Below are 12,779 nucleotides of genomic sequence, written 5' to 3' on the forward strand. Positions count from 1 at the left end.
ATGACTCGGCGTGATGCGGCGGCTTCCGCTCTCGATCTCGCGGCGATCCGCGCCGACTTCCCGATCCTCAAGCGCGTCATGCGCGGCGGAAATCAGTTGGCGTATCTGGATTCCGGGGCGACGGCCCAGCGTCCGCTGCAGGTGCTCGACGCCGAACGCGAGTTTCTGCTCACGTCCAACGGCGGCGTGCATCGCGGGGCGCATCAGCTGATGGAGGAGGCGACCGACGCCTACGAGCAGGGGCGCGCCGATGTTGCGGCTTTCGTCGGCGCCGGCTCCGAGGAGCTGATTTTCACCAAGAACGCCACCGAGGCGCTCAACCTGGTCTCCTATGTGCTGGGCGACAACCGGTTCGAGCGTGCGGTTGGCCCCGGCGACGTCATCGTCACCACCGAGCTCGAGCACCACGCCAACCTGGTGCCCTGGCAGGAACTGGCCCGCCGCACCGGTGCCACGCTGCAATGGTACGGGATCTCCGGCGGAGAAAGAGATGCGGGCCGCATCGACCTGGACTCGCTGAAGCTCGACGAACGCGTCAAAGTGGTTGCCTTCAGCCACCACTCGAACGTCACCGGAGCGCTCGCGCCGGTGGGCGAACTGGTCTCCCGCGCCAAAGCCGTCGGCGCGCTCACCGTGCTGGACGCCTGCCAGTCGGTGCCGCACCGCCCGGTCGACTTCCACGAGCTCGATGTCGACTTCGCCGCCTTCTCCGGGCATAAAATGCTGGGCCCCAACGGGATCGGCGTGCTGTACGGACGCGGGGAGTTGTTGTCGGCGATGCCGCCATTCCTCACCGGCGGCTCGATGATCGAGAACGTCGCCATGGACGCCTCGACTTACGCCGCGCCCCCGCAGCGTTTCGAGGCCGGCACCCCGATGACCTCCCAGGTGGTCGGGCTGGCCGCGGCCGCCCGTTATCTGGACGGCATCGGCATGGACGCCGTCGAGGCACACGAACGTGAGCTGGTCGCCGCCGCCATCGAGGGCCTGTCCGGGATCGAGGGCGTGCGGATCATCGGGCCCACCACACTGGAAAACCGTGGTTCTCCGGTGTCATTCGTCGTCGACGGCGTGCACGCGCACGACGTCGGGCAGGTGCTCGACGATGACGGCGTCGCGGTGCGCGTGGGACACCACTGCGCGCTGCCGCTGCATCGCCGGTTCGGTCTGGCGGCCACCGCCCGGGCGTCCTTCGCGGTGTACAACACCGCCGAGGAGGTCGAGCGGTTGGTGACGGGCGTGCGCCGCGCGCTGGATTTCTTCGTCGGCGATCGCAAGCGCGGCGAAGCCGGGCGCAGCGGGTCGTCGCCATGGGTTGGGAGAGAATGACCTTGCGCCTCGAACAGATGTATCAGGACGTGATCCTCGATCACTACAAGCACCCGCAGCACCGCGGGCTGCGGGAGCCGTTCGGCGCCGAGGTCTTTCACGTCAACCCGGTCTGCGGTGACGAAATCACCTTGCGCGTTGCGCTGTCCGACGACGGCGAAACCGTCACCGACGTGTCGTATGACGGGCAGGGCTGCTCGATCAGCCAGGCGGCCACCTCGGTCCTCACCCAGCAGGTAATCGGTCAAAGTGTCGGCGATGCGCTCAAGACCATCACCGCGTTCACCGAGATGGTGTCCTCCCGCGGCACCGTCGAGGGCGACGAGGACGTGCTGGGCGACGGGATCGCGTTCGCCGGAGTGGCCAAATACCCCGCCCGGGTGAAATGCGCGCTGCTGGGCTGGATGGCGTGCAAAGACGCACTGGCACAGGCGTACTCGGAAAAATATGCAGCCCTCGAGGAGGTTACAGATGAGCGAGACCACCACACCGCATGACGAGTTGCTCGCCGACGTCGAGGAGGCGATGCATGACGTCGTCGACCCCGAACTCGGCATCAACGTCATGGATTTGGGCCTGGTGTACGGCTTGGAGGTCGAGCACGGTGAGATGGGTCCGGTGGCGCTGATCGACATGACGCTCACCTCGGCGGCCTGCCCGTTGCAAGACGTCATCGAAGACCAGTCGCGCAGCGCGCTGGTCGGTGCCGGCTTGGTCGACGAGCTGAAGATCAACTGGGTGTGGAACCCGCCGTGGGGTCCGGACAAGATCACCGACGACGGGCGCGAGCAACTGCGCGCCTTGGGCTTCACGGTCTAGCCGGCCTTTTCGCACGCCGCGCCGACGCGCGGCCACCCCCGGGAATCAACTCGACCGCTATGGCGTTCGGCTAGCCGTGGCGCACACGAAGAGATGCCTTAATATCGGCCCATCGAGCATTCCGAATCGGGGGGCACGGTGATGAGGCTTCTCAAGCGGGCATGGGTTCCGCTGGTCGTGGCGGTGGCGCTGATCATCGGCGGCGTTGCGGTCATCCGCCTCAATGGCATTTTCCCAGGACCCGGTCTGCCCAAGCCCGATCCCCGGGATGCCACCCCGCCGTATGCGGCCAAGACCGCGATCTACGAAATCCTGGGGCCGCCCGGCACTACCGGCGTCGTCAACTGGATGGATGCGGAGTCACTACCGCAGAAGGCCAGCTTCACCACCTTGCCGTGGTCGAAGACGATCGTTGCCGAGATGCCCGGCATCTTCGCTTACGTCGTCGCCCAAGGTGACAGTCCTTCCATCGGCTGCCGCATCACCGTCGACGGAAAGTTGGTCGATCAACAACAGGCCAACAACCGGAACGCGCAGGTTTCCTGCTTGGACAAGTCCGCGTGACCGACGACACGAGCGACGCTGACGACACAGCCGAAATCCCCGTCGCGCAGCGCACCCCAGTCGAGCGCAAACCACGTCTGGCCCGCACCATCCGCGTCCTGGCGCTGCCGATCATCGTGGTCTGGTTGCTGATCGCGATCGGCGTCAACATCTTCGTCCCACAGCTGGAAAAGGTCGCCGAGGAAGTCTCGGTGCCGCTTTCGCCATCCGACGCGCCTTCGGTGACCGGGATGAAGCACATCGGGGAGAAATTCAAGGAGTACGACTCCGACAACCTCGTCCTGGTGACCCTGGTCGGTGACAAACCCCTCGGCGAGGATGCTCACCGGTATTACGACGATCTGGTCAAGAAGCTGCAGCAGGACCACGAACACGTCGAGCATGCGCTGAACTTCTGGGGGCAGCGATTCACGTCGTCGGGCGTCGAGAGCTACGACCACAAGGCCGCCTACGTTCAGGTCAACCTGCGCGGCGACCAGGGCGGAGCCATCGGCGACAAATCGGTTGCGGCGGTTCGCAAAATCGTCGCGGACTCGAAGCCGCCGGCGGGGGTGAAGGCCTACGTCGCCGGTCAGGGTGCCCTGACCGCCGACACGATCGTCGTCGGCGACGCGAGCCTGGCCAAGATGACGATCATCACCATCATCATCATCGCGATCATGCTGATGTTCGTTTATCGATCCATCGGCACGGTGCTGCTGACGATGGTCATCCTGTTCGTCGGACTGGCCACCGGCCGTGGCGTCGTAGCGCTGCTGGGCGAAACCGGCATCATGGGGCTCTCGACGTTCGCCGTCAACTTGCTGACGGCGTTGGCCATCGCGGCGGGAACCGACTACGCGATATTCATGGTCGGCCGCTACCAGGAGGGCCGCGAGCGGGGGCTGGACCGCGAAGCCGCCTACTACGACACCTTCGCCGGTGTCACCAAGGTGGTGCTGGGCTCGGGTTTGACGATCGTCGGGGCGCTGGCCTGTCTGAAATTCACCCGGCTGCCGTACTTCAGTTCGCTGGCGTTTCCGTGCGCGGTGGGTCTGCTGGTGGTGGTGGCCGCGGGGGTCACGCTGACGCCGGCGCTGATCGCCTTCGCAAGCGGCTTCGGCCTTTTCGACCCGAAGCGCGAGTTCAACTACACGCGGTGGCGCCGCTTGGCGACGGCCATCGTGCGGTGGCCGGCACCCATCCTCGCCACCTCCGTCATCCTGGCGATCGTCGGCGCAATTGGCTTGATGGGTTTCACTCCGCGCTACAACGACCTGTACTACCTGCCGCAGAGCGCGTCGTCGGTGAAGGCGTACACCGCGGCCGATCAACACTTCACCCAGGCCCGTTTGAATCCTGACCTGCTGATGATCGAATCGGACCACGATCTGCGCAATCCCAGAGACATGCTGGTCCTGGACAAGATCGCCGGCGCCATCTTCCGGGTTCCCGGCATCGAACGGGTGCAGAGCATCACCAGACCCCTCGGCCCGCCGATCCAAGACGGATCCATTCCGTTCCAGCTCAGCGTGCAAAGCGCACCGATCCGCAGCAACCTGAACTACCTGAAGGACCGCGTCGCCGACATCAAGAAGATCACCGGTTTCCTCGACACCCAGATCGCGCTGTTGGAGCGCCAGTACGCGGTGACCCAGAAGCTCGCGAACGCCGCGGATGACAGCTCGAAAACCACGGGGGAGACGGCGGCCATCACGGACGAGATCCGCAACCATCTCGCGGATTTCGACGACTTCTGGAGACCGATTCGCAGTTACTTCTATTGGGAGAAGCACTGTTTCGACATCCCGATCTGCTGGTCGCTACGGTCGCTCTTCGACGCGCTGGACGGGTTCGATCAGCTGGCCGAAAAGTTCCACGCCCTCACCAGCGACCTCACCAACACGGCCAAGGCCACGCGCGAACTGCTGGCGATCATCCCCGAGAACATCGCCGTCTCGAAGTCGATCCGGGATACGACGCTGACCATCTACAGCTCGTTCGACAGTCTGATCGATCAGTTCGACCGGCTGACCGACACGAACGCCGTGATGGGCAAGTCCTTCAACGACGCCCAGGTGGAGAGCCTGTTCTACCTGCCACCCGAGATCTTCCAGAACTCAGACTTCCAGTTGGGGTTGAGCCTGATGGTGTCGCCGGACGGCAAGGCCGCGCGCTTCATCATCACTCACACCGTGGATCCGGCAACGTCGCAGGGAATCGCGTCCGTCGATCAGGAGCGCCAAGCTGCCAAGGAGGCGCTGAAACTCACCTCCCTGGAGAATGCCGACATCTACCTCGGCGGTACGGCCGCAACGTTTTACGACATCGCCAATGGCGCCAAGTACGACCTGATGATCGCCGGCGTGGCCTCGATCGTGCTCATCTTCATCATCATGGTGATCGTCACCCGCGCTCTGGTCGCGGCCGGTGTCATCGTCGGCACCATCGTGATGTCGCTAGGGGCCGCCTTCGGATTCTCGACACTGATCTGGCAACACCTCGGTAATTTCCAGCTGCACTGGGTGGCAACAGAATTCGCGTTGATCGTGCTCTTGGCGGTGGGATCCGATTACAACCTGATGCTGGTGTCGAGAATCGAGGAGGAGATCGGAGCCGGCCTGAAAACGGGACTCATCCGCGGCATGGGTGTGACCGGTCCGGTGGTGACTGCCGCCGGTGTGGTGTTCGCCGTCACGATGGGCACGATGATCACCAGCGATCTCCGGGCGATCGGCCAATTCGGTACGACGATCGGCATCGGCCTGTTGTTCGACACGTTCGTCGTCCGATCGCTCATCACGCCGTCGATCATGACGGTGATGGGACGCTGGTTCTGGTGGCCGAAGCGGGTACGGGTCCGCCCGGCCAGCCAGATGCTTCGGTCCGTCGGGCCTCGCCCGTTGGTTCGTGCACTGCTGTATCACCCGCAGCGCGGGGTCCCGTCGGATCCGCAGACCTAGCATGCGGCGCAGCACACGCCGCCCAGGGTCGCGGGTTCGGTCAGGACGCCGGATGAATTGGGCGGGAAGGGGATGGTGTACGGCCGAGGCTCGGTCTACGTTTGGCGGTGCGCCGCCATCGCGGATTCGCGCTGAGCCTTCTCTTTCGCGTGGGTCGAACAGCAATGGCCAATATCGCAATGGTAGCGGTCACTGCATTCATGCGAACAATAGACCGATGCGGCCGGAAGCCATTCCGGATCAGATAGGTCACGCCATCGGGCCTTCGGATCGAACGTATGGCCACAATGTACGCAGGTCTTGGTCTTGACCATACGGGTCAGGATACGCGCCTCGGCCCCAAATCGGTGCTCGTTTTAGCTCGCTAACGACCAATCTCCGTTTTCGCAAAACGGGCGGCGGGCTAATTCAGAGTAACTTTATTTCGCTAACGAATTAACTGTCGCCTGAAGCCAACTCGGTCGGCTTCGATTCCGCCGTCACCGCCGTTCAGCAAACCGGGCGGGTCGGACGGCCGACGCCGCCAGTGCGGCTCAACCGCTAAAGGTGGAACGGCAGGTGCGGCAGATGCAGGTGGTGGTGCGGGTGCCCCATGGGCGGGCACGTCTCCAAGCTGATCATCGCCGCGTGCAGCACGCCGCCGTCTTGAGTTCCGTTCGCCCCCAAGCACTTACCGTTGGTGATCGCTTGGGCATCCGACGGCGTCTGCCGTTGATATGAGGTCGAGTCCGCGACGGTCACGGTGGTCGGGCCGCCGGGGCCCAGCCCGGTGACGGCAATGGTGTTGCCCGACACCGACGCGACTGTCCCGTAGAACCCGGCCGGCGGTGGGCACTTGCCATCCGCGGACGCGGTGACCGTCACCGATTGCGCGGTGATCGCGCCGGGGGACGGCGCGCTCTGCGGGGTGGCGCGCACGTTCACGCAGCTGCCGGGCGTCACGTCGGCCAGCTTCGCCGGGGTGACCTGCACGACCCTCGTCTCGGGCGTGTAATCCACGGTCGCGGAGCCGGTTCGCGTCCGCAGCGCGATCGTGCCGCCCGACACCGACTGCACCATGCCCTCGACGTAATCCTTGCCGACCGGCGGCTGCGGGGGCGGCGCCGGCGGTGGCACCGCGCTCGGTGCGGCGCTGGGTGGGACGGCCGTGACGGTGGGCGGCGCGTTACTGCTCGACGTGTTGCGCGGGGAGTCGCACATGGCCACGCACAACGCGATGAAAACGATCACCGCGGCGATCGCGATGTGCGTCGGCCGGGGTTTCAACGAAGCGGCACGCACAGACTCTTCTCCATCACATGTTCGCCGTCGTGGCCAATCACCCCCGGCGGGCGCGGTTTTAGCTCGCCCCCGCCGGCGGTGACGGCAATCTCAGCTAGCTCGAGCCGGGGTCATCCACCCTGGCCGGGCTGCTTGGGCTTGCCGCATTTGCCGTCGACGGCCTGCCGTAGGTTGATGCTCGTCGCCTGCAGCGCGCCGCCGCTGTCCGTGGTGCCGCGCGCGGACAGGCATTTACCCGGCGCGATCGCGTCGGTGTTCGCGGTCGTCTGCTTGGTGTATTTGGTCTTGTCGTCGACCGTCACGGTCGTCTGCGTGGTGTTGCCGCTGGCATCCGTGCCGGTCAGGTTGATGGTGTTACCCGAGACCGAGGCCACCGAGCCCCGCACCCAGGCCGGCTTGGCGGGTGCCGGCGACGGCGAGCCGGGCGGCGGCGTGCTGCTGGCCCCGCCGGGGGCGGACTCGTGCGGTTTGGGGCAGGTGCCGTTGACGGACTCGCTGATCTTGACCTTCGCCGCGGTGACCGGCTGCCCGGGCGCGGATCCCTCGGTGGGCTTCACGCTGACGCAGCTGCCCTGGGTGACATCGGGCAAGCCGGCCGGAACGGCCTCGGTGATCTTGGTGGTCGAGGTGAAGTTCACCGCGGCCGTGGCGTTGTCTTGCTTGGTGACCTGGATGGAGTTGCCAGCCACCGACGCGATCAGGCCGCTGACCTTCGCTTCGGCGTTAGGTGTGGACGAGGGGGCCGCCGAGGTGACGGTCGCCGTCGAGGTCGACGTCGAGGTCGAGGTGGAGCTGGATTTGTTCGACGAGCCGCAGGCGGACAGGGACAGGGCGGTGGCCCCCGCGACCGCGAATACCGCGAAGCGCGTGAGCCGGGGTACGGCACAGCTGGCAGACATCAACGTTTCTCCATTCGTCGGTGAGAGCGAACGTCATGGTTTACCCGTTGGAGCTGTCTGTAACCTGTGCGTTCTCAGAACGCCTCTTCGGGCACCTTCATGATCTCGTCGTCGATCGCTTCGATGACGCCGCGCAGGGCGGTCAGCTTCGGCAACATGTTCTTGGCGAAGAACGTCGTTGTCGCGACCTTGCCCTGATAGAACGGTTCGTCATCTCCCGCCGCGCCGTCGGTCAGCGCGCGGTGCGCGACGCCGGCGTGCACCAGCAATCTCCAGCCGATCAGCAGATCGCCCACCGCGAGCAGAAACCGCACCGACGCCAGCCCCACCTTGTAGATGTCGGTGGGCTGTTGGGCGGCGGACATCAGGTAGCCGGTCAGCGCGCCCGTCATCGCCGTCACGTCGTCGTACGCGGTCTGCAGGAGTTGGGCGACCGGCTTGAGGGCCTCGTCGCACTCGTCGATGGTCGCCACGATCTGAGTGGTCAGGAACTGCAGGGCCTGGCCGCGGTCACGCACGATCTTGCGGAAGAAGAAGTCGAGCGCCTGGATGGCGGTGGTGCCCTCGTAGAGCGAGTCGATCTTGGAATCACGGATGTACTGCTCGAGCGGGTAGTCGGCCAGGAACCCCGAGCCGCCCAGCGTCTGCAGCGACTCGGTCAGCACCTCGTAGGCCCGCTCCGAGCTCACCCCCTTGACGATCGGCAGCAGCAGATCGTCGATCCGGTGCGCCATGTCGTGATCGGCGCCCGAAACACGTTGGGCCACTGCGTCATCCTGGTGAGCAGCGGCATACATGTAGAGCGCCCGCAGGCCCTCGGCGTAGGCCTTCTGGGTCATCAGGCTGCGGCGCACGTCGGGGTGGTGGATGATCGTGACCCGCGGCGCGGTCTTGTCGGACATCTGCGTCAGGTCCGCGCCCTGCACCCGCTCCTTGGCGAAAGCCAGCGCGTTCAGGTAACCCGTGGACAACGTGCCGGCGGCCTTGACGCCAATCGTCATGCGCGCGTGCTCGATCACGGTGAACATCTGCGCGATACCCCGGTGCACGTCGCCCACCAAGTAGCCGACGGCGGGCACATCCGTTGCGCCAAAGGTCAATTCGCATGTCGGCGAGGACTTGATGCCCATCTTGTGTTCCAGGCCGGTGACGAAAACCCCGTTGCGCGCACCGAGTTCGAAGGTGTCCGGGTCGAACAGGTAGTTGGGCACATAGAACAGGCTCAGTCCCTTGGTGCCCGGGCCGGCACCCTCGGGGCGGGCCAGCACCAGGTGGAAGATGTTCTCGGCGGTGTCGCCCACGTCGCCGCCGGAGATGAAGCGCTTGACGCCCTCGATGTGCCAGGTGCCGTCGGGTTGTTCGAAGGCCTTGGCGCGCCCGGCGCCGACGTCGGACCCCGCGTCGGGCTCGGTGAGCACCATCGTGGCCGCCCAGCCGCGCTCGACGCCCTCGGCGGCCCAGTGCCGCTGCTGCTCGTTGCCCTCGATGTACAGCGCTTGGGCCATCAACGGGCCGAGGCAGAAGAAGTTCGCCGACGGGTTGGCGCAGATGATCATCTCGTTGACCCCCCACGCCAGCGGCGGGGGCGCGGCCATGCCGCCGATCTCTTCGGCCAGCATCAGCCGCCACCAACCGGCCTCCTTGATGGCCTGCACCGTCTTGGCCAGCTCTTCGGGGACGCTGATGGTGTGTTCGGCGGGATCGAATTCCGGCGGGTTGCGGTCGGCGAAGGCAAAGGATTCGGCGACGGGGCCTTCGGCGAGGCGGGCTGCTTCGGCCAATATTGTGCGGACCGTTTCCTCGTCGAGTTCGCTGTAGCCTCCCGTGCCCAGGACGGCGCCGATGTCGAGGACTTCGAAGAGGTTGAACTCGAGGTCACGGACGTTTGCGATGTAGTGGCCCAACGCGATTCCCTCGCTGGTTCATTGAGGCGGCGGATGTCAGGCCCAGTCTGTCGGACGCGGGAAAACGTACGCAACCGTAACCAGGGCGGGGTGCGGTGCCGCGGGGCGGGAACACCGCGTCGGCGCCGGGCGTTACGGCAAATGTGACAACACTCGATCTCACCGCTGAGAAGTTCAACGAAACCATCGAGGGCAACGACATCGTGCTCGTCGACTTCTGGGCATCCTGGTGTGGTCCATGCCGGCAGTTCGGCCCGACTTTCCAGGCCTCATCGGACAAACACCCCGACATCGTGCACGCCAAGGTCGATACCGAGGCCGAACAACAGCTGGCCGCGGCCGCCCAGATCCGGTCCATCCCCACGCTGATGGCCTTCAAGAAGGGCAAACTGCTGTTCAACCAGCCCGGGGCGCTGCCGCCGGCGGCCCTGGAGGACCTGGTCCAGCAGGTGCGGGCATTCGACGTGGACGCGGCCGAAGCCGGGCCGGCCGAATAAGCGCGGCACCGCGCGGCCGACGGCCACGCGCTAGGTTGCTTGGGTGAGTTTGGTACTGGTAGACCACCCGCGGCCCGGCGTCGCGCTGATAACCCTCAACCGGCCCGAGCGGATGAATTCCATGGCGTTCGACGTCATGGTGCCGCTCAAGGAGGTCCTGGAGAAGGTCAGGTACGACAACTCGGTGCGCGTGGTCGTGCTGACCGGGGCCGGCCGGGGCTTTTCCTCGGGCGCCGATCACAAGTCCGCGGGCTCGGTGCCCCACGTCGAGGGGCTGACCCGCCCCACCTATGCGCTGCGCTCGATGGAGATTCTCGACGAGGTCATCCTGGGTTTGCGCCGGCTGCACCAACCGGTGATCGCCGCGGTCAACGGCCCCGCCATCGGCGGCGGCCTGTGCCTGGCGCTGGCCGCCGACATCCGCGTGGCCTCCACCAGCGCGTACTTCCGCGCCGCCGGCATCAACAACGGGCTGACGGCCAGCGAACTGGGCCTGTCGTACCTGCTGCCGCGGGCCATCGGGTCGTCGCGGGCGTTCGAGATCATGCTGACCGGTCGTGACATCACCGCCGAGGAGGCCGAGCGCATCGGGCTGGTGTCCTGCCAGGTGCCCGACAAGCAGCTGCTGGACACCTGCTACGCGATCGCCGCGCGGATCGCGGCGTTCTCGCGGCCGGGCGTCGAGTTGACCAAGCGCACGCTGTGGAGTGGACTGGACGCCGGTAGCCTGGAAGGGCACATGCAAGCCGAAGGCTTGGGACAGCTTTTCGTCCGCCTGCTCACCGCCAACTTCGAAGAAGCGGTTGCCGCGCGCGCAGAACGACGACCAGCGGTGTTCACCGACGACAAATAGGCGTCTTTTCAACTCAGGAGAGCGATCGTGATCACGGCCACGGACCTCGAGGTCCGCGCTGGCGCGCGCATCCTGCTCTCACCCGACGGCCCCGACCTGCGGGTGCAGCCCGGCGACCGCATCGGCCTGGTCGGCCGCAACGGCGCGGGTAAGACCACCACCCTGCGCATCCTGGCGGGGGAGACCGAGCCCTATGCCGGGTCGATCGCCCGCACGGGCGAAATCGGTTATCTGCCACAGGATCCCAAAGAGGGCGACCTCGATGTGCTGGCCCGCGACCGGGTGCTGTCGGCCCGCGGGTTGGACGTGTTGCTCACCGATTTGGAAAAGCAGCAGGCGTTGATGGCCGAGGTCGCCGACGACGACGCCCGCGACCGCGCGATCCGTCGGTACGGGCAGCTCGAGGAGCGTTTCGTGGCCCTGGGCGGCTACGGCGCGGAAAGCGAAGCCAGCCGCATCTGCGCGAGCCTCGGCCTGCCGGAACGGGTGCTGACGCAGCAGCTGCGCACCCTGTCCGGTGGGCAGCGCCGCCGGGTGGAGTTGGCGCGCATCCTGTTCGCCGCCTCGGAGGGCGGCGCGGGGACCTCGGGCTCGGAGACCACGCTGCTTCTCGACGAGCCCACCAACCACCTGGACGCCGATTCCATCGGCTGGTTGCGGGATTTCCTGCGGGCCCACACCGGCGGGCTGGTGATCATCAGCCACAACGTCGAACTGCTCGCCGACGTCGTCAACCGGGTGTGGTTCCTGGACGCCGTGCGCGGCGAGGCCGACGTCTACAACATGGGCTGGCAGAAGTACCTCGACGCCCGCTCCACCGACGAGCAGCGTCGTCGCCGGGAGCGCACCAACGCCGAACGCAAGGCCGCCGCGCTGCGCACCCAGGCCGCGAAGCTCGGCGCCAAGGCCACCAAAGCCGTTGCCGCACAGAACATGTTGCGCCGCGCCGACCGGATGATGGCCGCGCTCGACGCGGAGCGCGTCGCCGACAAGGTGGCCCGCATCAAGTTCCCGACTCCGGCGGCGTGCGGGCGCACCCCGCTGGTCGCCAAGGGGCTGAGCAAGTCGTACGGGTCGCTGGAGGTGTTCACCGGTGTCGACCTGGCGATCGACCGCGGCTCGCGGGTGGTGGTGCTGGGGCTCAACGGCGCCGGCAAGACCACGCTGCTGAGACTGCTGGCCGGTACCGAGGCCCCCGACACCGGAGGGCTCGAGCCCGGACACGGCCTGCGGATCGGCTACTTCGCGCAGGAGCACGACACCCTGGACAACGATGCGAGCGTCTGGGAGAACATCCGGCACGCCGCACCGGATTCCGGCGAGCAGGACCTGCGCGGCCTGCTGGGCGCGTTCATGTTCAGCGGTCCGCAGCTCGACCAGTTGGCGGGCACGCTGTCCGGCGGTGAGAAAACCCGCCTCGCGCTGGCCGGTTTGGTGGCGTCGACCGCCAACGTCTTGTTGCTCGACGAACCGACGAACAACCTCGACCCGGCGTCGCGCGAGCAGGTGCTCGACGCGCTGCGCAGTTACCAGGGTGCGGTGGTGCTGGTGACGCACGACCCCGGCGCCGCCGAGGCGCTCGACCCGCAACGGGTGGTGCTGCTGCCCGACGGCACCGAGGACTACTGGTCCGACGAATACCGGGATCTCATCGAGCTCGCCTGACTTTGATGGTGGCGACCCGCTGGCGA

11 protein-coding genes are annotated in these 12,779 nt (G+C 66.3%); 8 read left to right on the forward strand and 3 right to left on the reverse strand.

The annotated features are described in order from the left end of the window. From JF781_RS12990 to JF781_RS13010, 5 genes are all read left to right on the forward strand, one after another. Positions 1–1,329 carry a cysteine desulfurase gene (locus tag JF781_RS12990; RefSeq protein WP_225328634.1) on the forward strand — a complete coding sequence of 443 codons (1,329 nt, stop codon included), beginning with the start codon at positions 1–3 and terminating at the stop codon, positions 1,327–1,329. Then, positions 1,326–1,826, forward strand: coding sequence for a Fe-S cluster assembly sulfur transfer protein SufU (gene sufU, locus JF781_RS12995; RefSeq protein ID WP_225328635.1), 501 nt, complete (start codon positions 1,326–1,328; stop codon positions 1,824–1,826). Before JF781_RS12990 ends, sufU begins: the two co-directional genes overlap by 4 nt. Further along, positions 1,801–2,148, forward strand: a complete 348-nt coding sequence (locus tag JF781_RS13000) for a metal-sulfur cluster assembly factor (protein ID WP_008258091.1) — start codon at positions 1,801–1,803, stop codon at positions 2,146–2,148. Before sufU ends, JF781_RS13000 begins: the two co-directional genes overlap by 26 nt. 141 nt (positions 2,149–2,289) lie before the next feature. Continuing rightward, on the forward strand, positions 2,290–2,712 hold the full coding sequence (locus tag JF781_RS13005) for an MmpS family transport accessory protein (RefSeq protein ID WP_225328636.1): 423 nt from the start codon (positions 2,290–2,292) through the stop codon (positions 2,710–2,712). Beyond that, positions 2,709–5,654: an RND family transporter gene (locus tag JF781_RS13010; RefSeq protein WP_308011560.1), complete on the forward strand. Its 2,946-nt coding sequence runs from the start codon at positions 2,709–2,711 to the stop codon at positions 5,652–5,654. Before JF781_RS13005 ends, JF781_RS13010 begins: the two co-directional genes overlap by 4 nt. Positions 5,655–6,194: 540 nt before the next feature. Here the strand turns inward: JF781_RS13010 and JF781_RS13015 are convergent. From JF781_RS13015 to JF781_RS13025, 3 genes are all read right to left on the reverse strand, one after another. Further along, positions 6,195–6,920: a DUF5666 domain-containing protein gene (locus JF781_RS13015; RefSeq protein WP_225328658.1), complete on the reverse strand. Its 726-nt coding sequence runs from the start codon at positions 6,918–6,920 to the stop codon at positions 6,195–6,197. 125 nt (positions 6,921–7,045) lie between these two features. Continuing rightward, complete coding sequence (locus JF781_RS13020) at positions 7,046–7,834, reverse strand: DUF5666 domain-containing protein (RefSeq protein WP_225328637.1); 789 nt, start codon at positions 7,832–7,834, stop codon at positions 7,046–7,048. Between the two features lie 74 nt (positions 7,835–7,908). Continuing rightward, positions 7,909–9,738: an acyl-CoA dehydrogenase gene (locus JF781_RS13025; protein ID WP_225328638.1), complete on the reverse strand. Its 1,830-nt coding sequence runs from the start codon at positions 9,736–9,738 to the stop codon at positions 7,909–7,911. Positions 9,739–9,881: 143 nt separating this feature from the next. Here JF781_RS13025 and trxA point away from each other — a divergent pair, with 143 nt between their 5' ends. From trxA to JF781_RS13040, 3 genes are read left to right on the forward strand one after another with little or no spacing between them, the layout of a single operon-like run. Next, a complete protein-coding gene (gene trxA / locus JF781_RS13030) occupies positions 9,882–10,235 on the forward strand; it encodes a thioredoxin (protein ID WP_225328639.1) in 354 nt (117 codons plus the stop codon). Positions 10,236–10,278: 43 nt separating this feature from the next. Continuing rightward, positions 10,279–11,088: an enoyl-CoA hydratase gene (locus JF781_RS13035; protein ID WP_225328640.1), complete on the forward strand. Its 810-nt coding sequence runs from the start codon at positions 10,279–10,281 to the stop codon at positions 11,086–11,088. A 27-nt stretch (positions 11,089–11,115) separates the two neighbouring features. Further along, a complete protein-coding gene (locus tag JF781_RS13040) occupies positions 11,116–12,753 on the forward strand; it encodes an ABC-F family ATP-binding cassette domain-containing protein (RefSeq protein ID WP_225328641.1) in 1,638 nt (545 codons plus the stop codon). Positions 12,754–12,779 lie beyond the last annotated feature (26 nt).

The sequence above is a fragment of the Mycobacterium sp. WUMAC-067 genome, assembly GCF_020217485.1.
Classification (GTDB): domain Bacteria; phylum Actinomycetota; class Actinomycetes; order Mycobacteriales; family Mycobacteriaceae; genus Mycobacterium.

Bases quoted from the DNA above. Each gene is read 5' to 3' on its own strand.
- JF781_RS12990 (WP_225328634.1), top strand. From the start codon at position 1: ATGACTCGGCGTGATGCGGCGGCTTCCGCTCTCGATCTCGCGGCGATC.
- sufU (WP_225328635.1), top strand. From the start codon at position 1,326: ATGACCTTGCGCCTCGAACAGATGTATCAGGACGTGATCCTCGATCAC.
- JF781_RS13000 (WP_008258091.1), top strand. From the start codon at position 1,801: ATGAGCGAGACCACCACACCGCATGACGAGTTGCTCGCCGACGTCGAG.
- JF781_RS13005 (WP_225328636.1), top strand. From the start codon at position 2,290: ATGAGGCTTCTCAAGCGGGCATGGGTTCCGCTGGTCGTGGCGGTGGCG.
- JF781_RS13020 (WP_225328637.1), bottom strand. From the start codon at position 7,834: ATGTCTGCCAGCTGTGCCGTACCCCGGCTCACGCGCTTCGCGGTATTC.